We start from the raw sequence: 26,416 nt of genomic DNA, 5'->3' as shown, positions 1-26,416 counted from the left end.
GGATCAGAATAGTTTGGATTTCTCTGCGCTCTTGATGGCGACTGACTTCCCGGAGTTGATGGTCATCTCTTCTTTAGAGCTGTCCACCTTTACCTGTTCGGCCGTTTTCTCAATGCTTTTGGCCTGCACGTCCATATTTTCTGATGCAATCTTGGTAATGTTGGTTGCGCTCAGTTTGTAGTCATTGACAGAATATTGGGTGATGCTATCGCCGGCATTGTGCATAATGTTCATGCCTGCGCTGGCAGTGAGGTCATAACCGGCACTGTTGGTGAGGTAGGTACCGGCAGTCACATCTACGCTTTCAACGGCGATGATGTTGATGTTCCGGGCCTGTATTTTGATGTTCTGCAAGGCTGAGATGGAGATGTTCTGGCCATTGGTATCCATGATGATGGTGTTGCCACCCTTGTCATTGATGGTGATGAATTCCTGGCCGGCAGTATCATCGAGCCGGATGGTGTGGCCGCTGCGGGTCCTGATGGCCTTGATATTGTTGTCAGCATCTCCATAGTCCGTTTTCCCGCCACCGTTATAGAGTGTACCGGTGACGTAGGGCGCTTCGGGATTACCGCCTTCGAAGTCAACCCATACTTCTTCGCCTGTTTCCGGCAGGAAATAGAAGCCTTTGTCGCCACCGCCATGAGGCTGTATGATGCGTACCCAGGGGGTCATCCCATTTTGCCAGCTAAAGCGTACCCGTACGCGGCCCAGTCCTTTGGGGTCGAAATTTTCAACTACTACGGCACTTTGGGCTTCGCAGTAAGGAATGTTTTCGATGTCCATGGGAGGAACGGCAGTAGCGGCGGGGATCCCTTCGAAGAGGTTATAATATTCACCGTTTCCATCTACGAAATGTTCCAGCGAGGTGAGGAAGAATTCACCATGATCGGCAGTGGCGAAGATATTTTCCTGGATGCTGATGGTATCGCCAAGGCGCAGGGCGGTACTTTTGCTGCGGCCGTTGATGCTGACCATCCGGGCCATCTGTGCCTGTTGCTGGCGCTTACCGGTATTCTCCAGTTCTTCTTTGGCATTGCTGCTGAAAGCGTGGGGAACTTTGTAGATAAAGGCCCGGTTATAGAGTTTATCGCTTACGGTCTTCGCGTTTTGCGTATAGTTGTCTACGTTGCCGACGGAGATAGCATTCGTATTGAACTCCACATCAGAATAGTTCCTGTATTCCTGTCCTTTCAGGGCCTGGTTGTTGGGAACGGCTCTGAGTGAAATATTGTAATCTACCAGGTTTACCTGGTGATAGAGGGTCACTTTTTGCGGGGTGTTTTTCCCGAAAATGATGCGTTGTCCGTTGTAGAAGAACCATTCGCCATAGCGCTGGGATAAGCGCTGGAGGAACTGAAAACCGGTTTCTTTGTACTGCACAATATATTTCAGCTGTGTAGTGTGCTCCGGGTTTACTTCAGGAGAGCCGGGGAAGGCGCTGCTGGTTTTTAAAACGGTGTTGACAATGTTGGCGAGGTTCTGCGTTTCGAAGGACTGAATATGCGGGTTGCCATCGAGCAGGATGGTTGGACTGGATGCATAAACGGTACAGTGACCATTGATCGAGTTGCTTTCCTTGCCGAAGGTGACAGCAGTAACGACACCATTAAAGGATAGTGGACTACCGTTGCCGGTGCCTTCCATACTTTCGACGGTCATCCGTACTTCCTTGCCTAAAAAAGATTGCCCGGAAGAGACGGGGTCCTTCCCTAATTTGAGTAACCAATCGTATCCAATCTTGATTTCCAGGGAATGATGCCCTGTCATGGATTGTTTGAGGTGAAGGGAATGAAATTGCCTGAATTGTTCATCTCCTATTGATACAGAGGTTTGGGTATATAAAGCCATTCGCTCAATAATTGATATGGTAATGCGGTTAACGAAATAGGTTAATTACTTACAAACAGCCCGAAATTATAAAAAAAATTTGAATCTGTTGTTTAAACAGACATAAAATTAATTATTAGTGATTAAACTTAATATTTAAGCCTATAATTTAGGATGCGATAAGGAGTTGGTAGAAGTCAGCTATGTCATTTATGGCCAGGAGGAGATCGGAATACTCACGATTTGCATTCAGCCAGTATACACGATGAGCATCGGGGCTACAGATTAACATTTCTTCTTTAATTGTTAAAAGGGATTCTTCTGTTTTGGGGAAGTAGTGATCAAACTGGTAGTTATTGGCACCGGCTACTAATGTTAGTAATCCGAGGCTCATTTCAGGGCTTTCTCCTATTTGCACCAGGTCGTGGTAGTCACATGAATCCATATTATTGACGAGATAGCTGTGCCCGCCGGAGACCAGGAGCTGATAGGGGAATCTGTAGCCGATGGTATCGGGTGCGGGGTCGACACTTACGAGGGTGGCGGCCCTGTTAGAGAAGGCCATGAGCAGGATATCGGTAATGATCCTTTCTTTCCACAATTTGACGAGGGGGATGGCAGACAACTTAGGTAGTTCTATACAAACGCTGGCATCTCCGAATTTTTTGATGTGTATTTCCATGTTACAGGGAGTTGGACCGAAGATAAGGAGGGGGAGCATGCAAGTGAGTTAATGCGAAGTTAATAAAATTTAAATAGGGGTAGTCCCTATGCCAGCTGAATGGGTGAATGAATGGTGACATGAATGGATGAATTGAATGGGTGATCTGAATGGGAGACCTTTACGAAGCGGAAAGACCATACCCGGACACCCCTTGTACCAAAACCGGACAGACAACATTTTATAATTTATTGAAAATGAGTAGTTTTCTTTCTGGCAGGGTTTTTCCGCCCGCAGAAGATTCAACCCAACGCTATGCACAGGAACTATTTAAAAATGGCCATCAGGTACCTGTTTAAAAACAAGGTGCATTCCTTTATTAATATTGCAGGACTCTCTGTTGGGATGACTGTAGCGATGCTCATTGGATTATGGATCAGGGATGAGTTTACCTACGACCGTTTTCCGGCGCATTATGAGCGCATTGCCCAGGTGTATAAGACCCAGGTATTCAATGGGGAGATGAAGACCGGCAAGGCCATCAGTATACCCCTCCCCCAGGCGCTGAAGGAGAATTACGGGGAGTATTTCAAAAATATGACCATGGGTTCCTGGGTTTGGGGACATATCCTGGCTGCAGGCGACAGGAAGCTGTTGCAAAAAGGCAATTTCATGGAGGCAAGTGTCGCGGAGATGTTTGATCTGAAAATGCTGCGGGGGGATAGAAAAGCGTTGACAGATCCTCATAGCCTGATATTGTCTCAGACGGTGGCCAGGGCATTGTTTGGGGAGGCTGATCCCATGGGTCAACTGGTAAAACTGGACAATGACCAAAGCTTTAAGGTAACGGGGGTTTATGAGGACTTCCCGTACAACAGTGAATTCAGGGAACTTTCATTTATAGCACCCTGGGATTATTATGTCAACACCCCTTCCCTGGTTAAACCCAAATCTAAAAATGACTGGGGGGATAATTCCTATCAGTTGTACGTGCAGCTGGCCGATCATGCGGACATGGATGAAGTGAGTGCGAAGATCGCGGATGTATCCCGGAAAGAAGTGGATGCTTTTATCAAACAATTTAATCCAAAGATCCAGTTGCATCCTATGAGTCGCTGGCACCTGTATTCAACATTTAAGAATAGTGTGGCGGTGGGAGATCGATTGCAATATGTGTATTTGTTTGGAATCATTGGAATGTTTGTACTGTTGCTGGCCTGTATCAATTTCATGAACCTGACAACGGCAAAGAGTGAGAAGCGGGCGAAGGAAGTGGGAATCCGCAAGTCGATCGGTTCATTAAGACGGCAACTGGTGGCGCAGTTCTTTACAGAGTCGTTGTTTGTGACGGGCATTGCATATGTACTGGCACTGGGGCTTGTGCTGATCTTATTGCCGGCATTCAATGAGGTGGCGGATAAGAAAATTACATTGCCCTGGAACAATCCATTATTTTGGCTGGCAGGAATCACTTTTACCCTGCTGACAGGCTTGATAGCAGGGAGCTACCCGGCATTCTATTTATCTTCTTTTCAGCCGGTGAAGGTACTGAAAGGTGCATATAAAGCAGGCAAACTGGCATCGATGCCAAGAAAAGTATTGGTGGTATTACAATTTAGTGTATCTGTTACATTGATCATCGGGACAATCGTGGTGTTTAATCAAATCCGGTTTGCCCGGAATCGTCCTGTAGGGTATAACAAAGATGGGCTGGTGACGGTGACCACCATTACCAGTGCGATAGCAGATCATTTTGAATCGTTCAGGCATGAGTTGATCGCATCGGGGAAGATAGATGAAGTTGCGTTTTCCACGAGTCCTTCTACAGGCGTAAACAACAATACGAGTTCTATCAGGTGGCAGGGAAAGGATCCAAATATGACCGTGGATTTTGCGAATATAGGTGTGACGTTTGGATTTGGAAAGGCGGTGGGCTGGCAGTTTATAGCCGGGCGTGATTTCAATGCGGGGATGCTCACGGATTCTGATGGGGTGGTGATCAATCAGCGTGCGGTGGAGTACATGGGGTTAAAAGACCCGGTGGGTCAGGATCTTACCTGGGGAGATCATCATTTTAAGATTCTGGGAGTGGTGAAAGATATGGTTATGCAGAACCCATATGAGGTGGTGGCACCTACCCTGTTTTATATCAGGAATCATTTCAGTGATAATTATGTCAATATCAGGATCAGGCCGGGCATTGGTCCTGTGGCGGCGGTGCAGCTGATAGAAGAAATGTGCAGGAAGTATGACCCCGAAAGTCCGGTGAATTATAAGTTTGCCGACATGGAGTATGAGACGAAGTTCAGGGACGAGATAAGGATTGGTAAGCTGGCAGGCATCTTTGCATTGCTGGCGATCTTTATTTCCTGCCTGGGTTTATTTGGGATGGCATCGTTTATGGCGGAGCAAAGGACGAAGGAGTTGGGGATCCGGAAGATATTGGGCGCGTCTGTATTTAATTTATGGGGGATGCTGTCAGGAGAGTTTATTGTATTGGTAACGATTTCATTGTTGATAGCGATGCCCTTGGCCCATGTATGGATGTCGGCATGGTTGCAGCGGTATTCATACAGGACGGCGATACCCTGGTGGGCGTTTTTAGTGGCGGCAGGGAGTGCGCTGATCATTTCGTTGCTGACCGTAAGTGTGCAGGGCATCAGGGCGGCGACGATGAACCCCGTGAAAAGTTTAAAAACGGAATAAGGGGATGGCGAACATGGGTTTGTAAATGGGAATGCGCAATTACCCGGGTTCCTGGCGTTGTTTATGGCAAGCGCAATTACCCGGGTTCCTGGCGTTGTTTATGGCAAGCACAATTACCCGGGTTCCTGCGCAATGTTTATGGTAAAGCGCGGGAACCGGGAAATTCCCCTGCTACCGGCTTTATTAAATTCAAACTGAAAATTAGGGTATAAATACCTGATTGTTATATAATTGAAATCCCCTAACTTGCCTTCATATTAATCCCAAAACATTTCACTGTATGAAAAGGCTTCTATTGCTTTCATTGTGCGCCCCTGCGGTGCTCCTCCTCTCGTTTTCATTCCAGCAGGAAATCGGCGTTAAGCGCGTGAGCAAGCACCTCTACACTGTTTCCAAAGTCGCTTCCAAGCGCGTGTCTGTGAGTGACCAGGAAGAGATCAAACGTGTTGTAGCAGAGCACTACGGCATCAAAGATTTCGGTCGTGGTGCGATCACTATTGCATCGAATAATCCGCTGAACAGAAGGATGGGTGGTATTCTTGACAACTCCATTTACAAAGATTGGGTGTCTACCAAGTTCATTTTCTGGAAGCAGATTAAAACCCTGCCGGAAGAAGTGATCAAAGCTAACGAGATCATGAACCGCTATGCACCAGCCATCAAGTAAGTGGCTAAAACGATGGCTGGCACGTAATCGGCCGGCCATCGTGCTGTTTCGAAAGATTCGTATGCGCGCTTTGTATGCCTGGATGGCCGTACACCTTCTCTTAATTATTATCATTAACAGCGTCAGTGCCTATAAGGCGTACCATGAGTTCTACCACACGCCGGAAAATTCCGTGATCGTGCAAAAAATAATGCCCTGGGTGGAAGCCCCGGCCCTGCGCTATTACGGCCGCTATACCGGCGCAGAAACCGGCTATGGGTTCTTTGGTATCAATGTGCGCTCAAATGGAATATTGATCGGAGAATGTGATGGCACGCCCATGACTGCCGATTTTAAATCGTACGAGACTTCTCTCCGCTTCTTTTCAATGGCCAATGCGCTGACGGATGATTTTATTAAACCGGATGCACATGATAGTCTGCCCGGAGGCCTGCTGGGAGAATATAATAACCTTGTCTTTAAAAATATCGCTGTCACACTTTATCAGCAGCATGGTTGCGCGGACAGTACTGTACTGCTAAGTTACAATGTACTGCAGTTCCCTACACTGCAGGCTGTGCGATCCGGTACACCCCCTGCATACCAGCTGACGAAATTAGTGACAGGTACCTATAGTCTGACACCACATGCGCAATAAGACCTATCCCGGATGGTTGTTCTTTTTCCGGGTAAATATGGCGGGTTTTGCTTTATTACATTTCCTGGCGATACAGCCGGATTTCGATATGTTGTATTCCTATAAAGGGTATATCTACCCGGATATAATGGATACGGCTACGGATCATTTTAGTCCTACCCTTATCAGCCTGCAGCATTATGTGGGTATGCCCTATGAAACTTTATTGATGATCTGCAGGATTGCATATCCATTGGCGTTAGTAAGTCTCCTGCTTGGATGCTGTACCCGGCTGAGTGCTATATTGTCTTTATTCCTACAACTGCTAATGCTAAAATCCATCCACCTCTATGAGTATGGGGTGGATGGTTATACTACGATAGCATTATTCTATTGCTGTATTTTTCCTGTGGGATATATCTATTCCATTGATAACAGGTTAAGGCGTTTTATCATTGCGCCGGAATATGGCCCCTGGTTACTTTTGTTAAGAGCACACCTGTGCATTGCATATTTCTTTTCAGGCTTTGATAAAGTGATCGGGGTAAGCTGGAGGAATGGAGAGGCACTGTGGAAGACCCTGCATAGTCATAATTATTATAGTTTGTTTAGCATGGATTTCCTGGTGCATACCCCTTTCTTCCTGGTAGCAGGCTGGGGTACAATCCTTCTTGAAATGGGGTATTGTATCGGGATGAATATCCCCAAGGTAAGGATGTGGTGGCTGGGCGGTATAGTGTGCCTGCATCTGTTCATCGCTTTATTCATGGGCTTATTTTTCTTTTCGGCGATGATGATATTATTAAACCTTTGTGCCTATTATACGCCCTATATAGATCCTGAGCGGTTTAGAAAAAAATAAGCCTTCGGTATGGATTACCGAAGGCCTTGCTGGAAGTTTCTTTTTTTTCCTTCGCTGGGATTATCCAGAGCAGGTACTAAGGGTATTATCTCAGGTTCAATTGTTATAACCACCCCGGGTTTGAAACTTCCTTTCTGATTTTAAGAGTGAAAGAATCGTGCCAGCCCTATATGGGCTGAAATGCCTGTTTAGAGGGTTTTATTACTACGATCTGTGGCCATTTGGGGTAGTAAATCACTGATGAGGACTACATTATCGTGCCAGCCGTTATGGCATCATTTTCTCTCTTTCTTGGGAAACTAATCTTATGGCAACTACATCCGCAAATGCGTCTACGGCGTATGACAGCAAACTGAAGGAATTTTTCATTGACCAGTTGAAAGATATTTACTGGGCAGAAAAGAAACTGGTGAAAACCCTGCCAAAACTAAGCGAAGCCGCTACTACTAATCAATTGAAAGATGCGATTGATAGTCACCTGGTAGAGACAGAAAATCATGTAGCAAGACTGGAAGATGTATTTGAGATGATAGGTGAAGATGCAGATGCGAAGAAGTGTCATGCAATGGCGGGCATTGTGGAAGAAGGTGAAGACCTGATTGATGAGACAGATACTGATACCTGCCAGCGGGATGTGGCGTTGATTTTTGCCTGTCAGAAGGCAGAGCATTATGAGATTGCTACTTATGGTGGCCTGGTAACACTGGCGGCTACATTAGGGTATAAAGAGGCAGCAGTGCTATTGCGGCAGACACTGGAGGAAGAGAAGGCGGCGGATGTGAAGCTGACGCAGATAGCGGAGAATGATATTAATTATAAGGCGAGCCAGGAAAGGGAGTAGGAAAGAACGGTTATGGCAACAGGGAGGAAGAGAAATCCTACGGGCAAATAGCGGAGAAGGAAATACTGAAGAGGGAAATCCTTTCTCAGGAATTCTTGAGAAAGGAATCCTTGAGAAAGGAATCCTTGAGAAAGAAATTCCTGAGAAAGAAAGAATATTTCCCTGGAGCAGGAAAAAGATAAATTAGCTATCTTATAGAAAATTCCCAACTATGTTAGCCAGATTTACCTTTATCCTGCTCCTTCTTTCCAATTTCTGTTATTCCCAAAAAATGGACTGGTGGAAGCATGACCGCTTTGGCATGTTCATCCATTTCGGCCTATATGCAGAAGCCGCCAGGCATGAATGGGTCAAAAACCATGAAAGACTTACAAACGAACAATACCAGGTTTACTTCGACCAGTTTAACCCCGACCTCTTCAATCCAAAAGAATGGGCCAGGCAGGCCAAAGCAGCGGGCATGAAATATGCCGTGCTGACCACCAAACACCATGAAGGTTTCTGCCTCTTTGATTCAAAATACACTGATTATAAATCGACCAATACCGCCATCCGCCGGGACCTGGTCAGGGAATTCGTGGATGCATTCCGGGCAGAAGGAATTAAAATCGGGTTTTATTATTCGCTGCTCGACTGGCACCACCCGGATTTTACAATCGACATTTACCATCCGCAACGCCCTTCCAACGACACAGCTTATGCCCGCCTCAACAAGGGCAGGGATATGGCAAAATACCGCGTGTACATGCGCAACCAGATTACCGAACTCTTAACGAAATACGGGAAGATCGATATCCTCTGGCTGGACTTCTCCTACCCCGGCCCTCATGGCAAAGGCAGGGATGACTGGGAATCTCTCGCGCTGCTGAAAATGATCCGGAAGTTGCAACCCAATATCATTGTAGATAATCGCCTGGACCTGGCCGGCGTACCTGATGGGGCTGACTTCGCGACACCGGAACAGGTAAAACCGGAGGAGCTTAAAAGTAATTATGATGGATTGCCTTTTGAAACCTGCCAGACCTTCTCGGGTTCCTGGGGTTACTACAGGGATGAGGAAACCTGGAAGACGAATCTGCAGTTGCTAACCCTGCTGATTACTTCGGTGAGTAAGAGTGGAAACCTGATCCTGAATGTAGGGCCTACCGGCAGAGGCGTGTTTGACTACAGGGCTACACGGGCATTGGATTCTATCGGGCAATGGATGCATTATAATGATAGGGCGATTTATAATTGCCAGGAGGCTCCGGCTGGCTACCTGGCACCGGCGCATAGCCTGCTCACTTATAATCCTGCTGCTAAAAGGCTGTATGTACATTTGATGGAATACGCCGGAGGGAACCTGGTGTTAAAAGGGTATAAGGGCAGGGTAAAATATGCACAGTTCCTGCATGATGCATCTGAGATAAAGCGGGAAGAAAACGGGGATGACCTGGTACTGGTATTACCACTGCGGAAGCCAGGGTTTACAGTGCCGGTAATTGAATTGATGTTGTAAAGGGAGAAGAAGGAAGTGTAGCAGGAAAGATGGGGCCTTTAACAGGAAGGATACACTCTTAAGCAGGAAAGATGAAGCCTTTAACAGGGAGGATACACTCTTAAGCAGGGAAGAAAACCTGTCAATTTTATTTAAATCTTATAAATCTCACCACAAAAGCGATAATATAAACAATAATAGGGAATTCTCCTAGGACGGCTATTAGTCGAATGGTACTATCTTTGGTATCAAATTGTGCCCGGCAGTTTGCCATATCATTGATTCACAGTCTAAAATACAATAGCGTGGTCTTATTAAGTCAAACGAAAATAGCAACAACAGGTAAGAAAAGAGTAGTGATCATAGGCGGGGGATTTGGAGGGATGGAACTAGCGAAATCCCTTGCCGGAACAGACTTGCAGGTAGTACTGATTGACAAGCATAACTTTCATACCTTCCAGCCATTATTGTACCAGGTAGCGACTACCAACCTGGAAGCTCCCTCCATCGTAGCGCCTTACCGTAAGATTTTTAAGCAGCAATCGAATTTGTTTTTCCGCATGGCGGAAGCAAAAAATATTGATACCGCCAACCAGACGGTGGAAACCTCTATTGGATTGATCCGCTACGATTACCTGGTAATTGCAACGGGTGCTACTACGAATTTCTACGGGAACGAGGAGATCGCGGCAAGAGCGATCAGCATCAAGAGCCTGGAAGATGCCTTGTTGTTGCGGAACACGATTGTGAGCAATTTTGAAAAGGCCTTGCAGGTAGAAGATGAAATGCAGCTGAATAGTTTGATGGACTTTGTGATTGTAGGTGGCGGACCAACTGGTGTAGAGATTGCGGGTGCACTGAGTGAGTTGAAGCGACATGTATTTCCGAAAGATTATAAGGAACTGGATTTTGTGAAGATGGATATCCATCTGATCCAAAGCGGCGGGGAGATCCTGAAAGGAATGTCGGCGGCAGCATCGAGGGAGTCTTTGAAGATGCTGAATGACCTGGGCGTGAGAGTATGGCTGAACAGAAGAGTGGTGTCTTACGATGGATTTGCGGTGAAACTAAGTACGGGAGAACAGCTGGTGACGAGGACCTTGATCTGGGCGGCCGGCGTATCCGGGTTGCCGGTGGAGGGCTTGTCGCCAGAGTGTATGCAGGATTCCAGGATTAAGGTAGATGAATATAACAAAGTAGCGGGCTATGATAATGTGTTTGCGATTGGGGATATAGCCGCGATGGTAACGGAAGAAACGCCACATGGGTACCCCATGCTGGCGCAGCCTGCGATACAACAGGGAAAGCTCCTGGGGCGTAATATCATGCGGTGGGAAGCAGGAAAGGCGCCGAAGCCGTTTAAGTATAATGATATGGGAACCATGGCTACCATTGGAAAGAATCATGCCGTGGCAGATTTAATGGTGTTTAAAAAGCAGATCAGGACACAGGGATTCAGGGCATGGCTGATATGGATGTTTGTGCACCTGATGTCCTTGGTTGGATTCAGGAACAGGATTGTGGTGCTGATAAACTGGGTGTGGAAGTACTTTACCAATGATGCGGGGTTTGGGACGATTATTGGAAAGCCGAAGGAGAATATACCAGTGGAGAAAGTGACGGAGAAAGTGCTTGTTTAAATTTATAGATGGTAATAAAAAAAGAGCTTGCATCAAAAGTAAAATTCCCGGAATTTAATCCGGGTACCTGACGGAGAGAATTTTTGTTTATGTAGTTCTCAATGCCTTCAGATTACTTTTGGTACAAGCTCTTTTTTATTTTGATGATATTATTTATTAGCTGTCTGCGCCAGTGTGCTGCCAAAAACGGTTTTCAGCAGGTCTGTGACACGGGCGGCAGGATCCTGCCTGATCTTCGCTTCTTCTGCGGCTACTTCCACATAGATCCCAGCGATCGCTTTTTCTGTTACATAAGCAGAAAGGTCGGTGTTCACCGGTGTGCTGGAAAATTTGTTATACAGGGAGAACACATCACTCCAGTATTTAGTGGCATCTACTTTCTTCAAGGCTGCTGCAATCACTGGTTTGAAAGCATTGGTCAGTTCAGCAGTGGTCTTGCTTTTGAAATAATCAGTAGCTGAAGTCTGGCCACCTCTCAGGATGCCGATAGCATCTGTAATACTCATTTGTTTGATCGCATTCACAAAGATAGGTGCAGCGGATTTTGCAGCTTCTTCAGCGCCTCTGTTCATAGAGAGGATGGCTTTGTCTACCACATTACCCATACCCAGGTTACGTAAGGTAGATTCTACCTTCTGCGCTTCCGGCGGCATGAGGATTTTTAACGCTGCATTTGCAAAGAACCCGTTGACAGCAGATAAGCGGTTTGCGCTGTTCTGTGTTCCGATAGTCAATGCTTCTTTCAGACCCGCGGCGATCTGTGTGCTCGTAGGTTGCCCCACAGTAGTAGGAAGGTTTTGTAAAATCTGCTGTGAGGTTTCACAGCTGGTAGAAAAACATAAAATGCCCAGGCATACAAGAATAAGACGCTTCATAGTACAGTATTAATTTACTCGAACGGAGGCAAAGATATAAAAATCCGGGCGCAATGAATTACGTATATAAGAATGTATTACTACCCTTTATGCGGTACATCATTTTATCATCCATTATCTTGCTGATCATCCTGGGCAGCATCATGTGTACGACTACACAACCTGCCACACAAAGCGGCATTATAGAATTACCAAATGGTAAAGCCTTTGCAGGTGCAGCCGCCTGCCAGTCCTGTCACCAGGACATATATAAAGATACCCGCCACACGGCGCACTTCCTCACCTCTTCCCTACCCGATGCGGCAAATATCAAAGGCAGCTTTGCCAGGGGCAGGAACCGTTTTGTTTACAATGATAAAATGGAAGTTGTGATGAACCGGGTAGGCAATAAATTTTACCAGACGGGGTATTTAAATGATGTGAGCACACAAAGGGAGGCATTCGGCATGGTGATCGGCTCCGGGCGCATGGGGCAAACCTACCTTTACTGGTCGGACAATCGTTTGTTCCAGTTGCCCATCTCCTACTTTACACCGATTCATGACTGGGCGAATAGTCCGGGGTATTCGATCAGTTATATTCGTTTTAACCGCCCCGTTCCGGCAAATTGTATTGAGTGTCATGGTACCTATGCAGCGGCGGAAGTACTGCCTGATAAGAGTACTGTTTTCGACAAACAAAAGATCATTTACGGTGTAGACTGTGAGCGTTGTCATGGTCCGGGTGCTGCCCATGTAGCCTACCATGCTGCCCATCCTGCGGATACAGTTCCACAATATATCGTTAACACCGCGCATTTGGACAGGCAAATGAAACTGGATGCCTGTGCGCTGTGTCATTCCGGGATCAGGACACCCTTGCAACCGGCTTTTTCCTACCAGGTGGGCCAGCCTTTACATGACTATTCTACAGAGAAGACAGCTGAGGGGGAATTGGATGTTCATGGGAATCAATATGGACTGCTTACTTCCAGTAAATGTTTTAAGTTGTCCGAAATGGATTGCAGTTCCTGCCATGATGTGCATAAGGATGAGGCTAAAAATTCCCGTTTATTTTCTCAGCGCTGTATGAATTGTCATAACAGGAAAGATACCTGTAGATTCCGGCCTGATAATGGATTGGTATTATCGGATAATTGTATTGATTGTCATATGCCCGCAATGGCTTCTGCAAAGATAACCTTCAAGATGGAGCAGGATAAAGCCGCTATTCCGGACCTGGTGCGGACCCATAGAGTAGGTATCTATCTGGCAGAGACCAGGGCATTTTTGGCAACCCAACTCAAAACGCATTGATATGACTGAAAGAAAAGAAGCCATTGTACCCCATGACGGCCGGGAGATCATTCTTTCCCGCCTGGTACGTGCACCCCGGGATATTGTATTTCAACTTTGGATCAGCGAGGATAAACTGGCTGAATGGTGGGGGCCTAAAGGATTTACCATCACCATCGAATCTTTTAATTTAAGCACCGGGGGAGAATGGAAATTTGTGATGCACGGCCCTGACGGCGTGGATTACCGAAACAGGGTGGTGTTCATTGAAGTGCTGGAACCGGAAAGGATCTCTTTTTCACAAAGCAGTGATACCGACAATGATCCCGACCAGTTCAATACAACCGTAACATTCCAGGACCAGGGCGATAGTACCTGTATCGACATGCGGTTGATTTTTAAAACTAACGAGGCCAGGGATCATGTCATCCGATCCTATGACGGCATTGAGGCGGCGCAACAATCATTGGACCGGCTGGAAGAAATATTATTTAAAACTATTGCGGAATAATGGCTAACTTATATGCCATGTCACGCATTTACCTCCTCCTTTGCCTCCTGCTGCCCGCTGTTGCCCATGCGCAAAATAAGCAGGATACGCCCATTGTTCTTCATCTTTGGTCCAATGGTGCACCCGGTTATGAAAACCGTAAAAATGAGCCTGAAATCGCCAAAGATTACTATGTAAAAAACATCCATAATCCCAGTATCACCGTCTACCTTCCCCCAAAGGAAAAAGCGAACGGTGCTGCCGTGGTAATTTGTCCGGGTGGTGGCTTCCGCTTACTGGTATATAATTCCGAGGGGGTAAACCCTGCAAAATACCTGAATAACCTGGGCATTGCGGCCATTATTCTCAAATATCGCCTGTTCAGGGAAGATTCTACTTATTCATTGGAGAAGGAGGTCAGGCAGGATGCTTACCGGGCCATGCGCTTAACCCGTAGTCATGCAAAAGAATGGGGCATTGATACCAGCCGGGTTGGTATGTGGGGATTCAGTGCCGGCGGAGAAGTGGTGACCCAGGTAGCATATGCAAACGGGTATATCAATCCTGCCGCCAAAGACCCGGTAGACAGGTTGAATGGTAAACCGGATTTCCAGATCCTGGTATACCCTGGTCCATTGGGTATTCCGCAATCTGTACCGGCAGATGCTCCGAAGGCATTCCTGGTGGTAGCGAATAATGATGCCTGCTGTTCTGCACCGATAGTGACCTTATTAAGCGCCTACAGGGACGCTAAGGTCCCTGTAGAAGCACATATTTTCGCCAATGGAGATCATGCTTTTAATATGGGTTATAAAACCGATCTGCTTTCATTGAAAGCATGGCCATCCCTGTTGACGAACTGGATGATGGATAGTCATATTATTCCTGTACAGCCAGCACAGTCTGCTCATGCCTCACCACCACAGCTTTAGACTGATCTTCAAATGTGAGCAGGGCGAAATGCCGCTCATTTCTGGTAATATCATCCATCAACTGTGTATTTTTTATCGGCCGCTGGTAGACTTCTTCCCCATCTGTCAGCTGCACGGGTAACAATACGGGTGATTTACGTTCAGGATCGAAGAGCTTTGCAATCTGTGCCCTTACGAGCGGATCATTTTCATCGTCAATATGCTCGATCCTGTCGGCAATATCTTCTATAAATTCCTCATCATATTTCCGTTTGCCAGTCGTATAGATGCAGTAATAGGTTTCTGAATGATCATTGCTAAAAGGAATCGGTGCATACTTTGGTACACTTGCCTTCCTGATAGTTACATTTTGCAGGATGGCGGCTAATATGAATGAACAGATAGCAATTCCTGCACACACATACATGGCAGGATAATAGGACGGATGCTGCTGCGCTTCGGCATAACTGAAATAAGTGCCAAAAAGAGAAAATACAAACAAAATAGCAGGCACAGCCACCCACTTGTTAATTCCACGCTGTTTCATAAATAATGCATTTAAGGTGATACAATGACATTTACAAACTGTGAAAGCAGCTGATTTGTGAAATAATATCTCACTTCCATCGGGTCTGCGTCTTCACCGGCGGTAATCTTACCATGCGCCACCGGCTGACCATTCCTGCTGATTGCATAATAGGCAAAGAGCGAATGGATACCCTGCTCCGGTACTTTGGTCGCATAGCCTGTAATCCCTAATCCCCAATCGGCTGCAAATAAATAACAGACCTGATCGGCCATTTGTTGTGCAATCCGTTCAGATACGCAGTCTACCTGCTGGCCGTGGATAGGATCGATTTGTAAATGCCTGGACTTTTGTCCGATATTATAAGCTGTAATACCTCCCTGAAAATAGCTGGAGGCTTGTTCTGCCATGGAAAAGGCCACCTGGAGATGGCCGGAAGTAACGCTTTCAGCCACCCCTACAGTCTGACCTTTTTCTATCAGCAGATCTCTGATATTGTTTATCAAATCCTGGTCAAAATTGTTCATGTGCTTCCACCTTTGATGTATCATGCGAAATATCGAGATGCTCCAGGTCCCTGTCTGCAGGGGTATTCAAAACCTTCCCATCTGCATCGTACCTGGCACCGTGACAGGGACAATCCCATGAGCGTTCTGCACTGTTCCAGCCTACCTCACACTTCATATGGGTACAAACCGGGTTCACGGCATGCAGCATTCCCTCATCATCTTTGTAAAGAGCTACACGATGACCATCATAGTTCACTACCTGTGCTTCTCCGGGTGCCATTTCGGCCAGTTCGGCCAACTTATGCGCAGGGAATAATTTTCCGAAGAAGAGTTTTACCACATCTGCATTGTGTGTTACAAAATTCGTAAAGCCTGCTATTGGCTTTATACGGTTTGGATTGAACAATTTCTCTGTAGCCCGATGCTTACCCATGATAATATTCCGGATTACCATTGCTGCTACCCCGCTATAGACCATTCCATTGCCACCAAAGCCCGTAGCCACATACACGTTATCCGGCTGTCCCGGCATATTACCGATATAAGGCAGGCCGTCTGCTGATTCATAGAACTGCGAAGACCATTTATAGTCTACTGACTTCACTTTGAAGTGGGCACGCACTAAGGCTTCCAGGTTGCGGAAACACTGTTCTGTATTCTCATGATGGCCTGTCTGATGATCCTCCCCTCCTGCTATCAGGTATTTCTTTCCGTTTACTTCCTGTGTTCTGAAATAATGATATGGCTCGTGCATATCGTAAATCAATTCAGCAGGATAGGCATTATCCGCCAGTCTTACAGCCAGCGCATAACTCCTGTATGGTACACAACGCAGATGTACCAGGTTGATGCCCGGAGGTACATGTGTTGCATATACGATATTCATTCCTGTAAACTCACCGATAGTAGTATCTACTTTGATATGGTTGGTATTATGAATTTCAATCACCCGGCAATCCTGTACGATTATACCGCCGGCATTCTCAAATGCGCGGGCCAGTCCGTAGATATAAGCTAATGGATTAAACCTTGCCTGTCCGGCGATTTTATAAGCCTTGGTAAAATTAAAAGGCACAGGCAGCTGATCCTGCAGGGTGATGTTGACTCCTTCTTCCCTGGCTGATTTTGCAATGATGTCCAGTGCTTCAGTCTGCTTTTCATCCTGCGCAAATAAATACGCATCTGTATAGTCAAAGCCACAGTCTATACTGAAGCGCTCGATATTCTGCTGGATCAGGCCAATGGCAGCCCCAACTGATTCCCTTACCAGCCCTGCATCTTCTTTACTGAAGTTCTTTTCAATCTGGGCGTAGGATGTATCTAAAATTGTATTGAGGTGGGCAGTTGTACCGCCGGTGGTACCAAAACCAATGTTGTTGGCTTCGAGCAATAAACAACGCTTACCTGCTTCCTGCAGTAAAAGAGCGGTAGTAAGACCGGTGATACCACCACCGACAATGATCACATCATAAGTGGCCATATGATCGGCTATTAACGTGGATTGAAAGGGTTCGATGTTACCCTGCCATAAACTGATAGTGGATGCATCTCTTTGTATCATAGCTTCCAGATTTGATTCCTATAACAGGTACCATAATTTATGCCGGATACTATTTTCTGACTTGTGAGATGAATTTCCGGGGGGAGATGGGCAGCATGCTCTGCTTTATATGCATTTTGCTCAGGTGAAAATTGATTCAGGGAATGCTCCTTTTGGTGCGCTCTTTCCACATTTCCTTTGTTCCGGCTTTAGGTGGTGCGGCAGATTAATCATCATTATGTCTTTTTATAAGGGAAACCAGCCTGGTTAGCGCCCGGTTTAAATTTGGGTTATAAATAGATAGCCGTGCTTTTGTCCTGATATTAAATATCAAGTAATATAATAAATTATTTATTTTTACAAAAAATGTACGAATGCTTATTTTGCAGGTAGGTATTTCAACCAAATTTACGTCCAAACCCCAAATTATAGCTTGCCAAAGCTGTAGCTAAAACCAAAAACTCTAAAATGTCCACGACACCACTAAAAAAGGTTTTTGCCGATACTACCGGCAAAACCAATCACTATGATGAGTACAAAATAGACCGCAATGACACCCCTATTGTAATGAACTTATTTCCTGGCACTACCGGGCAATCTGCAGTATCGGATGTGATCATTGACTCCAGCAAAAAAGGGAGTAATATCCAGGGTGCTATCAGCAATTTCACGCTTGGCACTGGCAATACTCTCGTTAACAGGTTCCTGGAGGTGTATACGATTATTACGGATGTATCGACTGTGACGAACCTGACGAGTCTGGATTTCTCCCTTACCGGGGGTAGTATGCCGTACCGGTACAAAATGGAAAGAACAGTGCAGGAGCAGGGTGATTCTGCCGCTTATAAGATCACTATTTTCTTCACTGACTTTTCTTAATGCTTCACTTATGAAACGGATTTCTTTTATTGTGGCCATCCTGGCCATGCTATGCCTGGACCTGAGGGCTCAGCTGAATGTGGATACCACGATTACGCTGGATGTATTAAAGTCGCCGGTATCGCCGGCATTCAATATGCTGGGAATTAGTACCAGTGCGATTGAAAGGCCTTCGGACCTGAATAGTTTCAGGTTGTCTGTACAGAATGCGACGAATAACCTGACGGCGATTCCGAATAGTTATGCATTTGAGATTGCGCCTTTTTTATGGGGTGCGAAGAAGTATACGCTGAAGGATTTTGACAGCAGCAGGCATGCATTTTTGCAATCCTTTACGATTTCAGCGGGATTTACGCATATGGGACCGGAGGGGCAGGAAGATGTGGATAGTCTGAAGACGACGAAAGTAGCTTTTGGGCTTAAATTTTCGATTATCAGGCCAGGATGGTCTGCGACTACGCGGAAGACATATTGGGCTCTTATAAAGGCACAGGAGGACCTGTTGCAGGCCTACCAGGTGCCGAATATGTATTCGGATTCTCTCCAGTATTTTAAGGACCTGCGGGTGGCGCTGGGTAGGGATACAACATTGACCAGGGAGGAAAAAAGAGTGCGGAGGGATGAGTTGATACGGGAGTTGCAGCGGATGGAGGGCCTGGTGGATTCGATAAGGCAGGAGGGGTTGCCGTCATCGGAGCCGTATCAGCGGGCCAGGGCGATAGCGGCGGCGTTTCCTACGGAGCGGAAGGGGGTGTTCCTGGATTTTACGACGGGAATGGTGGCTGACTTTCCGGACAATCGTTTTGACAATAGTTTGATCAATAAGGCGGGTGCCTGGCTGACGGGCGGGTACGAGAATGGGAATAAGGGTATTACTTCTATGTTTATTGCCCGGTATTTGTATCATCCTGAGGTGATTTTTGCGGATCCGGCCGGGAAGCTGAGTGCGGATCATGCTTCGACCTTTGATGTGGGTGCGAGGTTTTTGTTAAGTACATTGAATGATAAGTTTACTTTGAGTGGAGAGGCGCTGTACCGCAGTGTGATCGGGAATAGTGTGCTGGATCCTTCGTGGCGGCTGGTGGTGAGTACGGAGTATGAGGTGGCGAAAAACCGGAAGGTTACATTTTCATTTGGGAGGAATTTTGATGGGGCGATCAGTAAGGGGGGTAATCTGATAGCGGCCATTAATTTTATAGCAGGATTTGGGGGGGAAAGGAAGCTAAGGTAGGTGGGTTGAAATATTAATCGAAACGTTGGTTTTTAAATAATTTTGTATCTTAGCGAAGAGAGAGACAACGATTCCACGATTGATAATTCTATTGAAAACTTCCGTTGGTAGGTATGCTACTATAATCATTGCTATCAATGACGAAAGTCACCATTCCACGACTTTATTTCATTTACCTTTAAACTGATTTAAAAAATTAAACGCTATGAAAAAAAATGTCGGTACAGTTGATGGATTGATCCGCGTAATTCTAGCCATCGTTACCATCTTCCTGTTTTACAACAAGATACTTACAGACAGTCTTTTCATGATCATAGCAGTTATTCTTCTGCTGACCAGTCTCACCGGCTTTTGCCCTTTGTATTCGCTGCTGGGATTGAAAACAAAACATGAGGCACCTAAGGAGCCTGCGCGGAGTTAATGTACTTGTCATAACAACATAGGGAGGCTGCTATCTTGGAGATGGCAGCCTCTGGTTTTTTAGGGGGAGTTTGGTTTGTTGGCCGTCATTTTTTTTTGAGCTAAAATTATTCCCTATCTTGCCCCTGAATAAAGGGGACATGAAGTAGATATTTAGAGAATTGTTAGCACCCAATTTTCCCAATTAATTTTCTGATCAACATGAAAACCATACTTACCTACCTAATCATAGGCATTGCTGTGGGTTATTTCGTATATACGCGGCTTCTACCTTTGTATAAAAAAAAGAAGAGACCGTTTACACCTGTATTTCGTGATCCGGATAGCACGCTGACTGAGGCCGAGTATAAAAAAGTGGCGCTGGGAGCTATTTACAGCGAAATGACACATGCATATATCAATAACCTGGCAACAGGGCTTGATAAATCTTATGTGATAGGTACCCTGCTACACAGTTACTGGAAACTGAAAACCGCCGATGAAGCCAGGGCTAAACTGGAATATCTGCGGGACAAGGGTTTCCGTTTTTACCTGCCGGCTATTTACAAGGCCCTGATGGCGAAGACGGAGCAGGAGCAGGAATTGATCCTGGATGAATATTTTACGGAAGAGGAAGATCATGGGAAAGCGCTTTCGCAATTGCATAACCTGATGGATACGATGCCTGAATTGCTGCAGGATGGGATTCTTCAAAATGAACAGGATATTTTGAGATACGGTATGATAGGCTGGGATTGTGGCAGGCTGGTCTTCCTGACAAGACTCTGCTATGAAGCACGCATTATCAACCAAAAAGAGGCCTGGGAGTTTATTGATGCGGCAGATGAGCTGGCGCATATTACTTATACAGATTGGGAGTCTTATGCGAAAAGTTATGTACTCGGGAGAGCTATGTGGGGTGGGGTGCATTCCGGCAACCGGGATGTAGCGGCGATTGCTAAATATTTATTGGAGAAGGGGGACAGTCCCTGGATCCGGATGCCCTGGTAGCATTAATAAGGGTGAAGGCTGATGCCAATAGTAGCCCTGGCAAATGAAAATAAAATGAAGAAGATTTTTAAATTTTACAAAAGGCTTGATGATGCTGATCAAAAAGACTCATTACTCCTTTCCCCCTCTTGTATACCAGGCAAATAACGCGACGCATACGGCACCGGCAATACTCTGTATTGTCACCGTATGCTTAGCTCCCAACTGATGCGCAATCGTCCCTGTTATCAAATTCCCAACAGGCAGCATTCCCTGAAACGCCATCACATAATAACCAATCACCCGGCTCCTCATCCGGTCCTCCACATGCGTCTGCACGTAAGTATTCGTCGCCGCTATCTGCGCCATCATCCCCCCTCCTGCCAGCGCTACAAAGAACAATGCCAGCGGCAATGACCTGCTCAATGAAAAACAACATACACTCACTGCAAATGTCAATCCTGCAATCACTATTATCTTCAGCAGGTCCCTCCCCGGTTTTAAAGCCGCCATATACACCGCCACACACAATGCCCCGAATCCTGTACAGGTCCCAAACCAGCTAAAGGTAGTTGCATTCCCGTTGTACACATGACTCGCAAACACCGGTGCCAGTGTACTGTATGGCGTAACCAGGATATTAATAATAGCAAGCATCAGGATCACAGACCTGATATCCCTGTGATTCCGCAGGTAGCGATATCCCTCCCGGAACCCCTCCCAGATACTGGCCGTATGCTTTTGCGGCACCGCTGCAGGCAATCGCATCAGCATCAGTGAAATCAGCACCGCTATAAAAGTGAGAAAGTCTACCAGGAAACAAATTCCCTCTCCCCAGGCACTCAGGATCACACCAGCCACTGCAGGGCCTAAAATCCTCGCCAGATTCACCATGGTGGAGTTCAGGGCGATCGCATTCGGAAGATCCTTCTTATCGTCTATAAACGCCACTACCAGCGATTGCCTGGAGGTGGTATCAAATGCATTTATGATGCCCTGGGCAAAGCTGAGGACAAGGATCGCAGGCATATTGTACCATCCTAACAGAATGATCAGTGCCAGCGCCCCGGATTGCAGCATGGAAGCAACCTGTGAGCGGAAAAGGATTTTGAAGCGGTCGTGCCGGTCTGCATAAGCGCCGGCATAGGGCGACAGGACCAGGGAAGGGATCAGTCCCAGAAAACCCACCAGGCCAAGTATAAACGCACTTTCTGTAATGCGCCATACCATCCAGGATACAGCCAGGCGTTGCATCCAGGTACCAATTAAAGAAATGCACTGGCCGGTAAAATATAAACGAAAGTTCCGGTACTTAAGCGAGCGAAATATTCCTGCAGACTCCACGGATTGACAATCAGAAAGTGAATGGTTAATGTAAGGATGTAAGCGGCTTTATTGCATTGAAACAGTCGGTTCCGGTAGTCAGGAAATAACAAATTTCAAAAGATTGATGCCAATCAAGCCAGGCTACAAGTATTCCTAACATAAGAAAGCCTTAAATGTAAAATTATTCAAAAAGATCCTGCCAGAAATTTATATAAATGGTAATGACCGTCATCATACAAACAATTCATCATCATAGTCCAGCTCCCCCCTAAAAGATAGTTTTGTATCAAATAAACGCCATATGAGAAACGCCGTCAAACTCTTCCGCATTAAGGGTATCCCGGTGGGGGTACACTGGATCTTTCTGCTTGTCAGCTGCTGGATACTATTTGTCCCGATTATTTCCCGCGGCGACTCTCAGAGTATAGGATGGACTGCTCTCGGGGTACTGTCTATCTGGGCTTGTGTGATGCTGCATGAACTTGGCCATACCATAGCAAGCATGCATGCCGGTATTCCTGTCAAAAATATACGCCTGCTGCCTACTGGTGGCTTGCCTACAATTGCTATGCAGCCTGAAAAAACAAGTCATCAGTTACTGATCACTTTTGCAGGTCCTGCCGTCAACCTGTTTATTGCACTGCTGTTGCTGCCATTCCTGGATGACTATACGCCATTCTGGGACACTCACCAGCTTGTATTTAATATCACACCTAATAACTACCTGGTATTCTTACACAATATCAACGTAATGCTCGTGGTGTTTAACCTGCTTCCCGCCTTTCCAATGGATATGGAAAGACTGCTTTCTCCACAGGCTTCCCTGATGGGTACCCGCATCCTGGGTGTGCTGTTTTTCATCGGTGGCACTGTGACGCTGAACCGCTGGCTGGTATTCTTTGGATTGTACCTGTTACTGATGGGTGCTACTGAAAAAAGACTGGTGCTGAAACCAGCTGTAAAAAATGTGTGTCTGGGTGACATCGTGAATACGGATTTCAAAACTGTGAATGCCGGCTTTACGATGGAAGAAGCCAATGCTTACCTGCTGGGTGATCGCCACCGGTCTTATGTGGTACTGAACAACGAGGCTCCTATCGGGATTATTGACAGCCAGGTCATTCACTTCTCCCAGGCCCCTGGTTATTACAGGAGGAAAGTGTATACGATGATGGACAAGGATGTGAAACTGATGAATGGGAATATGACCATTTTCGATTGCTGGGATGAGTTGCCGGAAGAACATTTGGCACAGGTGCCGGTAGTGAAGGATGGCTGCCTATTGGGAGTGGTGAGCAGGGAAACTGTGAAGGAGTATTTATCAGATAAAGAAAATGCTGTTAGTTTCGGATAAGAGCCAGCATTTGTCATGTGAATAGCCAAATAAGATCCGTTGCCAGCCAGAATAATATAAGAGCGATTTACAAAAAAACAACAAAAAGGGAATTAACGGACAAAAGGGAATGCTGTCAACTTTGGATAAAAAAAAGAGGGGATGCCGGTTGGCATCCCCTCGTCAATTTTATAACTTATGCAAATAACACTGTGCGCAGGTATTTTGAGCTTTCTGTAATACTTTCATATGGATCTATAGAGAAATTCTCCTGTTCCACTATATAATACTTAATCCCAGCCGTCTTTGACTTTGCAAAGATGGATTTGAAATTAATACTTCCTTTACCCACTTCTGTATTCAGTTCAGGATTTGCCTTATCCATATCCTTCACATGCACCATCGTAAAGCGGCCCGGATATTTATTGATCCATGCTACAGGATCCTGGTTAGAACGCACTACCCAGTAAATATCCATCTCAAAATGCACCATGGAAGGATTGGTACCTTTCAGCAACTCCTCATAGAGCATCACCCCATCTACTGTCTTAAATTCGAAGTCGTGGTTATGGTAAGCCAGTTTCAGGCCATGCTTCTTCGCCTTGTCAGCCAGTTTATTCAGTTCTGCGACGATATTTTTGATATCAGCAGCGGTTTTACGCTTTTTTTCATCGATATAAGCCATGGTCAGGTATTCCTGGCCCAGTATTTTAGCCGCTTCGATAGCTGCATCCTGATCGGCTTCAGCGTCCAATGCGTAGTGTCCGCTTGGGCTGGTCAAACCATGCTTTGTGAGCAGGGCCTTGAATTCCTGGGCGCTCAGGCCCCAGAAGCCGTTCTTTTTGCTGTAGCCGTAGGTTTCCACTTGTTTGTAGCCGGCGGCAGCTACTTTGGCAATTACGCCTTTTACATCTTTAGGGAGTTCTTCGCGGAGGGAATAGAGCTGTAATCCTGCTTTGGCATTGATTTTACCAGCAGCCAGTACATTTTTCGACGAGAGTCCAAACGCCAGTCCGGCACCGAGGAGACCTGCCTGGGCAAGGAAAGTTCTTCTTGTGGTCATAATAATTTATATGTTTTAGCTCAAAATGATGAATTAGTTTCCGGGAGAAACAAAATAAGACGGAAATGTGAATTTTGCAAACAATGGATTGATCCTTGCAAATACGCTCCCTCTATTTCTTCTCAATTTTGCAGGTATAAACAATCAATAATTATGCAAATTAATGGAAACACGATCCTGATTACAGGAGGCACTTCGGGAATCGGACTGGCTTTTGCGGAAGAATTTGTGAAGCATGGCAATACCGTTATCATCACCGGCAGAAGGCAGGACAGACTGGATGCCATTCAACAGCGCATACCTGGTATTGTGGTGAAGAACTCTGATATGGCCGATGCCGCACAGCGGGAGGAGCTGGTAAACTGGGTGTATACTCATTATCCGGAGACAAATGTACTGATTAATAATGCAGGGGTACAACTGGCCATGGACCTGTCTAAACCGGTAGATCCGACAAGAGTGTACACAGAAATTGATACGAACCTGGTAGGGCCTATTCATTTGGGTTCCCTGTTCGTGCCGCATTTACTGGGGCAGAAAAACCCTGTGATCATTAATGTTACTTCCGGACTGGCATGGGTGCCGGCAGCCTTTATGCCGGTATATTGTGCAACGAAGGCAGCGATGCATTCATTTACCTTGTCACAGCGCTGGCAGTTGCGCAATACAAACATCCAGGTGGTGGAGGTAGCGCCCCCATCTGTGGATACAGAGCTTGGGCATGACCGCAGGGAGGATAAGACACAGTCTCACGGTGGTATTCCGATCTCTGAATTTATTAAGGAGGCAATGGCTGCACTGATTGATGGTGAGCCGGAAGCGGCGATTGGCGGAGCGAAGGATTTAAGGGCAAAGGGAGAGACAATCTTTGAGGCCTTTAACAGCAGGTTTTAGCAAGTATTGGGGTTGAAATAAGAGTTGTTAACAGGTATCAGAAAGTATGATGTTTTGAACTAAGAGATACTTTTAAACAGCTGAGTTTTTAACAGCAGGTATTAATACCCTGCTGTTAAAAATTTCGCTATTTCTGCCAGTGTCTCCGGCGTATCTATATCTGCCAGTGGCCACACATGTTGTTTCCCTTCATACACTACTAATTTAGCATGAGGAATGCGTGCCTGAAAGGTTCTGCTATCATCCAGCAGGATCTCCTTCTCTCCTGCCAGGATCAATACCGGCGGAAATGTTTCAAAGCGCAGACTATCCGGGCTCACTCCCGCATATTCCTTCGCTGCCCCGTGAAGGTATTCAGTCGCAATCACATCTCTTCCTTCATTGAGCTGGTGCGATGGCAGATCATTTTCCAGCCGGATCCAGGGCGATAATAATACCACTGCCTTCGGTGCCTTTTCAACCGCTGCAATTGCTGACAGGATCATTCCACCGCCTGCACTATCGCCCATCATTTCTACCTCCACATCCCCAAGTGTAGCATATACTTTTAACACATCATTCAATCCTGCCGGATAAGGGTTTTCAGGGGCCAGTGCATATTCAATAAATAATACTTTCCGCTTTGCAGCTTTTGCAAAATGCGATACCATAGGGCCATGTGATTTGATAGAGCCTACTGCAAATGCACCGCCATGCAAATACACCAGGATCTTCCCGGCGGCTGCTTCTTCCGGTTCAATCCAATAGCAAGGTACTCCTTCGATTGTCGCTGGTGTAATGGTGACACCTGCTGCTGCAGGATAATTGTTTCCGAAATTATCAAAGAACTGCCTGCGAATCTTTACATCTTCCATTGTGCTAATAATTTTTTCCAAA

26 protein-coding genes are annotated in these 26,416 nt (G+C 46.1%); 17 read left to right on the top strand and 9 right to left on the bottom strand.

The window, feature by feature from the left end; genetic code table 11:
- Window positions 1-3: 3 nt before the first annotated feature.
- Window positions 4-1,851 (bottom strand): type VI secretion system Vgr family protein, encoded by a 1,848-nt coding sequence (locus tag DXN04_RS19025; RefSeq protein ID WP_116854981.1) that lies wholly within the window; start codon window positions 1,849-1,851, stop codon window positions 4-6.
- A gap of 148 nt (window positions 1,852-1,999) precedes the next feature.
- Window positions 2,000-2,512, bottom strand: a complete 513-nt coding sequence (locus tag DXN04_RS19020; RefSeq protein ID WP_147319988.1) for a hypothetical protein — start codon at window positions 2,510-2,512, stop codon at window positions 2,000-2,002.
- 294 nt (window positions 2,513-2,806) lie between these two features.
- Between DXN04_RS19020 and DXN04_RS19015 the strand changes: the two genes are divergently transcribed.
- The 8 genes from DXN04_RS19015 (at window position 2,807) to DXN04_RS18985 (ending at window position 11,300) form a co-directional block, all read left to right on the top strand.
- Window positions 2,807-5,197: an ABC transporter permease gene (locus DXN04_RS19015; RefSeq protein WP_116854979.1), complete on the top strand. Its 2,391-nt coding sequence runs from the start codon at window positions 2,807-2,809 to the stop codon at window positions 5,195-5,197.
- A gap of 280 nt (window positions 5,198-5,477) precedes the next feature.
- Window positions 5,478-5,864, top strand: a complete 387-nt coding sequence (locus DXN04_RS19010) for a hypothetical protein (RefSeq protein ID WP_147319987.1) — start codon at window positions 5,478-5,480, stop codon at window positions 5,862-5,864.
- A complete protein-coding gene (locus DXN04_RS19005) occupies window positions 5,845-6,501 on the top strand; it encodes a hypothetical protein (protein ID WP_147319986.1) in 657 nt (218 codons plus the stop codon). The genes DXN04_RS19010 and DXN04_RS19005 overlap by 20 nt, the downstream gene beginning before the upstream one ends.
- Window positions 6,491-7,342: a hypothetical protein gene (locus DXN04_RS19000; protein WP_116854976.1), complete on the top strand. Its 852-nt coding sequence runs from the start codon at window positions 6,491-6,493 to the stop codon at window positions 7,340-7,342. The genes DXN04_RS19005 and DXN04_RS19000 overlap by 11 nt, the downstream gene beginning before the upstream one ends.
- Window positions 7,343-7,649: 307 nt before the next feature.
- The gene (locus DXN04_RS18995; protein WP_116854975.1) at window positions 7,650-8,183 is read left to right on the top strand and encodes a YciE/YciF ferroxidase family protein; all 534 of its coding nucleotides are present in this window, start codon (window positions 7,650-7,652) and stop codon (window positions 8,181-8,183) included.
- Window positions 8,146-8,370, top strand: coding sequence for a hypothetical protein (locus tag DXN04_RS34585; protein ID WP_147319985.1), 225 nt, complete (start codon window positions 8,146-8,148; stop codon window positions 8,368-8,370). The genes DXN04_RS18995 and DXN04_RS34585 overlap by 38 nt, the downstream gene beginning before the upstream one ends.
- A 24-nt stretch (window positions 8,371-8,394) precedes the next feature.
- Window positions 8,395-9,681, top strand: coding sequence for an alpha-L-fucosidase (locus tag DXN04_RS18990; RefSeq protein ID WP_116854974.1), 1,287 nt, complete (start codon window positions 8,395-8,397; stop codon window positions 9,679-9,681).
- A 284-nt stretch (window positions 9,682-9,965) separates the two neighbouring features.
- Window positions 9,966-11,300 (top strand): NAD(P)/FAD-dependent oxidoreductase, encoded by a 1,335-nt coding sequence (locus tag DXN04_RS18985; RefSeq protein WP_233525633.1) that lies wholly within the window; start codon window positions 9,966-9,968, stop codon window positions 11,298-11,300.
- A gap of 149 nt (window positions 11,301-11,449) precedes the next feature.
- On the opposite strand, the gene DXN04_RS18980 is transcribed toward DXN04_RS18985, so the two are convergent.
- The gene (locus tag DXN04_RS18980) at window positions 11,450-12,175 is read right to left on the bottom strand and encodes a DUF4197 domain-containing protein (protein ID WP_116854972.1); all 726 of its coding nucleotides are present in this window, start codon (window positions 12,173-12,175) and stop codon (window positions 11,450-11,452) included.
- Window positions 12,176-12,228: 53 nt separating this feature from the next.
- Between DXN04_RS18980 and DXN04_RS18975 the strand changes: the two genes are divergently transcribed.
- The 3 genes from DXN04_RS18975 to DXN04_RS18965 are packed head-to-tail and all read left to right on the top strand — an operon-like array spanning window position 12,229 to window position 14,871.
- Window positions 12,229-13,470 carry a multiheme c-type cytochrome gene (locus DXN04_RS18975; RefSeq protein WP_116854971.1) on the top strand — a complete coding sequence of 414 codons (1,242 nt, stop codon included), beginning with the start codon at window positions 12,229-12,231 and terminating at the stop codon, window positions 13,468-13,470.
- A gap of 1 nt (window position 13,471) precedes the next feature.
- Window positions 13,472-13,960, top strand: a complete 489-nt coding sequence (locus DXN04_RS18970) for an SRPBCC domain-containing protein (RefSeq protein ID WP_116854970.1) — start codon at window positions 13,472-13,474, stop codon at window positions 13,958-13,960.
- Entirely contained in the window at window positions 13,960-14,871 is a 912-nt protein-coding gene (locus tag DXN04_RS18965; RefSeq protein ID WP_233525632.1) for an alpha/beta hydrolase, read from the top strand. The genes DXN04_RS18970 and DXN04_RS18965 overlap by 1 nt, the downstream gene beginning before the upstream one ends.
- Here DXN04_RS18965 and DXN04_RS18960 read toward each other — a convergent pair.
- Genes DXN04_RS18960 through DXN04_RS18950 form a run of 3 tightly spaced genes read right to left on the bottom strand, consistent with a single transcriptional unit; the run spans window position 14,819 to window position 17,446 of the window.
- Entirely contained in the window at window positions 14,819-15,397 is a 579-nt protein-coding gene (locus tag DXN04_RS18960; protein WP_116854969.1) for a hypothetical protein, read from the bottom strand. The genes DXN04_RS18965 and DXN04_RS18960 overlap by 53 nt on opposite strands.
- Window positions 15,398-15,408: 11 nt before the next feature.
- Window positions 15,409-15,903, bottom strand: coding sequence for a CinA family protein (locus DXN04_RS18955; protein WP_158569075.1), 495 nt, complete (start codon window positions 15,901-15,903; stop codon window positions 15,409-15,411).
- Window positions 15,890-17,446, bottom strand: a complete 1,557-nt coding sequence (locus DXN04_RS18950; RefSeq protein ID WP_116854967.1) for an FAD-dependent oxidoreductase — start codon at window positions 17,444-17,446, stop codon at window positions 15,890-15,892. The genes DXN04_RS18955 and DXN04_RS18950 overlap by 14 nt, the downstream gene beginning before the upstream one ends.
- A 447-nt stretch (window positions 17,447-17,893) precedes the next feature.
- Here DXN04_RS18950 and DXN04_RS18945 point away from each other — a divergent pair, with 447 nt between their 5' ends.
- The 4 genes from DXN04_RS18945 to DXN04_RS18930 all read left to right on the top strand — a co-directional run bounded on the left by DXN04_RS18945 (window position 17,894) and on the right by DXN04_RS18930 (window position 20,945).
- Entirely contained in the window at window positions 17,894-18,304 is a 411-nt protein-coding gene (locus tag DXN04_RS18945) for a hypothetical protein (RefSeq protein WP_116854966.1), read from the top strand.
- A 10-nt stretch (window positions 18,305-18,314) separates the two neighbouring features.
- Window positions 18,315-19,535 carry a hypothetical protein gene (locus DXN04_RS18940; protein WP_116854965.1) on the top strand — a complete coding sequence of 407 codons (1,221 nt, stop codon included), beginning with the start codon at window positions 18,315-18,317 and terminating at the stop codon, window positions 19,533-19,535.
- Window positions 19,536-19,740: 205 nt separating this feature from the next.
- Window positions 19,741-19,956: a YgaP family membrane protein gene (locus tag DXN04_RS18935; RefSeq protein WP_116854964.1), complete on the top strand. Its 216-nt coding sequence runs from the start codon at window positions 19,741-19,743 to the stop codon at window positions 19,954-19,956.
- A gap of 200 nt (window positions 19,957-20,156) precedes the next feature.
- Window positions 20,157-20,945 (top strand): DUF1266 domain-containing protein, encoded by a 789-nt coding sequence (locus tag DXN04_RS18930; protein ID WP_116854963.1) that lies wholly within the window; start codon window positions 20,157-20,159, stop codon window positions 20,943-20,945.
- Between the two features lie 111 nt (window positions 20,946-21,056).
- On the opposite strand, the gene DXN04_RS18925 is transcribed toward DXN04_RS18930, so the two are convergent.
- Window positions 21,057-22,268, bottom strand: a complete 1,212-nt coding sequence (locus DXN04_RS18925; RefSeq protein ID WP_116854962.1) for an MFS transporter — start codon at window positions 22,266-22,268, stop codon at window positions 21,057-21,059.
- 283 nt (window positions 22,269-22,551) lie between these two features.
- Between DXN04_RS18925 and DXN04_RS18920 the strand changes: the two genes are divergently transcribed.
- On the top strand, window positions 22,552-23,604 hold the full coding sequence (locus DXN04_RS18920; protein WP_116854961.1) for a site-2 protease family protein: 1,053 nt from the start codon (window positions 22,552-22,554) through the stop codon (window positions 23,602-23,604).
- 175 nt (window positions 23,605-23,779) lie between these two features.
- Here the strand turns inward: DXN04_RS18920 and DXN04_RS18915 are convergent, their stop codons facing one another.
- Window positions 23,780-24,646 (bottom strand): sugar phosphate isomerase/epimerase family protein, encoded by an 867-nt coding sequence (locus tag DXN04_RS18915; RefSeq protein WP_116854960.1) that lies wholly within the window; start codon window positions 24,644-24,646, stop codon window positions 23,780-23,782.
- Between the two features lie 153 nt (window positions 24,647-24,799).
- Here DXN04_RS18915 and DXN04_RS18910 point away from each other — a divergent pair, with 153 nt between their 5' ends.
- Entirely contained in the window at window positions 24,800-25,540 is a 741-nt protein-coding gene (locus tag DXN04_RS18910) for an SDR family oxidoreductase (RefSeq protein ID WP_116854959.1), read from the top strand.
- A 101-nt stretch (window positions 25,541-25,641) separates the two neighbouring features.
- Here the strand turns inward: DXN04_RS18910 and DXN04_RS18905 are convergent, their stop codons facing one another.
- On the bottom strand, window positions 25,642-26,394 hold the full coding sequence (locus tag DXN04_RS18905; protein WP_116854958.1) for an alpha/beta hydrolase: 753 nt from the start codon (window positions 26,392-26,394) through the stop codon (window positions 25,642-25,644).
- Window positions 26,395-26,416: the final 22 nt, after the last annotated feature.

It is taken from the genome of Chitinophaga silvisoli (assembly GCF_003412465.1).
In the GTDB taxonomy this organism is placed as follows: domain Bacteria; phylum Bacteroidota; class Bacteroidia; order Chitinophagales; family Chitinophagaceae; genus Chitinophaga; species Chitinophaga silvisoli.
This window is presented reverse-complemented; position numbering and strand designations above follow the sequence as displayed.

Excerpts from the sequence above, each read along its gene's own strand:
- DXN04_RS19025 (WP_116854981.1), bottom strand. The coding sequence starts at position 1,851 with ATGGCTTTATATACCCAAACCTCTGTATCAATAGGAGATGAACAATTC.
- DXN04_RS19020 (WP_147319988.1), bottom strand. The coding sequence starts at position 2,512 with ATGGAAATACACATCAAAAAATTCGGAGATGCCAGCGTTTGTATAGAA.
- DXN04_RS19015 (WP_116854979.1), top strand. The coding sequence starts at position 2,807 with ATGCACAGGAACTATTTAAAAATGGCCATCAGGTACCTGTTTAAAAAC.
- DXN04_RS19010 (WP_147319987.1), top strand. The coding sequence starts at position 5,478 with ATGAAAAGGCTTCTATTGCTTTCATTGTGCGCCCCTGCGGTGCTCCTC.
- DXN04_RS19005 (WP_147319986.1), top strand. The coding sequence starts at position 5,845 with ATGCACCAGCCATCAAGTAAGTGGCTAAAACGATGGCTGGCACGTAAT.
- DXN04_RS19000 (WP_116854976.1), top strand. The coding sequence starts at position 6,491 with ATGCGCAATAAGACCTATCCCGGATGGTTGTTCTTTTTCCGGGTAAAT.
- DXN04_RS18995 (WP_116854975.1), top strand. The coding sequence starts at position 7,650 with ATGGCAACTACATCCGCAAATGCGTCTACGGCGTATGACAGCAAACTG.
- DXN04_RS34585 (WP_147319985.1), top strand. The coding sequence starts at position 8,146 with ATGATATTAATTATAAGGCGAGCCAGGAAAGGGAGTAGGAAAGAACGG.
- DXN04_RS18990 (WP_116854974.1), top strand. The coding sequence starts at position 8,395 with ATGTTAGCCAGATTTACCTTTATCCTGCTCCTTCTTTCCAATTTCTGT.
- DXN04_RS18980 (WP_116854972.1), bottom strand. The coding sequence starts at position 12,175 with ATGAAGCGTCTTATTCTTGTATGCCTGGGCATTTTATGTTTTTCTACC.
- DXN04_RS18975 (WP_116854971.1), top strand. The coding sequence starts at position 12,229 with ATGAATTACGTATATAAGAATGTATTACTACCCTTTATGCGGTACATC.
- DXN04_RS18970 (WP_116854970.1), top strand. The coding sequence starts at position 13,472 with ATGACTGAAAGAAAAGAAGCCATTGTACCCCATGACGGCCGGGAGATC.
- DXN04_RS18965 (WP_233525632.1), top strand. The coding sequence starts at position 13,960 with ATGGCTAACTTATATGCCATGTCACGCATTTACCTCCTCCTTTGCCTC.
- DXN04_RS18960 (WP_116854969.1), bottom strand. The coding sequence starts at position 15,397 with ATGAAACAGCGTGGAATTAACAAGTGGGTGGCTGTGCCTGCTATTTTG.
- DXN04_RS18955 (WP_158569075.1), bottom strand. The coding sequence starts at position 15,903 with ATGAACAATTTTGACCAGGATTTGATAAACAATATCAGAGATCTGCTG.
- DXN04_RS18950 (WP_116854967.1), bottom strand. The coding sequence starts at position 17,446 with ATGATACAAAGAGATGCATCCACTATCAGTTTATGGCAGGGTAACATC.
- DXN04_RS18945 (WP_116854966.1), top strand. The coding sequence starts at position 17,894 with ATGTCCACGACACCACTAAAAAAGGTTTTTGCCGATACTACCGGCAAA.
- DXN04_RS18940 (WP_116854965.1), top strand. The coding sequence starts at position 18,315 with ATGAAACGGATTTCTTTTATTGTGGCCATCCTGGCCATGCTATGCCTG.
- DXN04_RS18935 (WP_116854964.1), top strand. The coding sequence starts at position 19,741 with ATGAAAAAAAATGTCGGTACAGTTGATGGATTGATCCGCGTAATTCTA.
- DXN04_RS18930 (WP_116854963.1), top strand. The coding sequence starts at position 20,157 with ATGAAAACCATACTTACCTACCTAATCATAGGCATTGCTGTGGGTTAT.
- DXN04_RS18920 (WP_116854961.1), top strand. The coding sequence starts at position 22,552 with ATGAGAAACGCCGTCAAACTCTTCCGCATTAAGGGTATCCCGGTGGGG.
- DXN04_RS18915 (WP_116854960.1), bottom strand. The coding sequence starts at position 24,646 with ATGACCACAAGAAGAACTTTCCTTGCCCAGGCAGGTCTCCTCGGTGCC.
- DXN04_RS18910 (WP_116854959.1), top strand. The coding sequence starts at position 24,800 with ATGCAAATTAATGGAAACACGATCCTGATTACAGGAGGCACTTCGGGA.
- DXN04_RS18905 (WP_116854958.1), bottom strand. The coding sequence starts at position 26,394 with ATGGAAGATGTAAAGATTCGCAGGCAGTTCTTTGATAATTTCGGAAAC.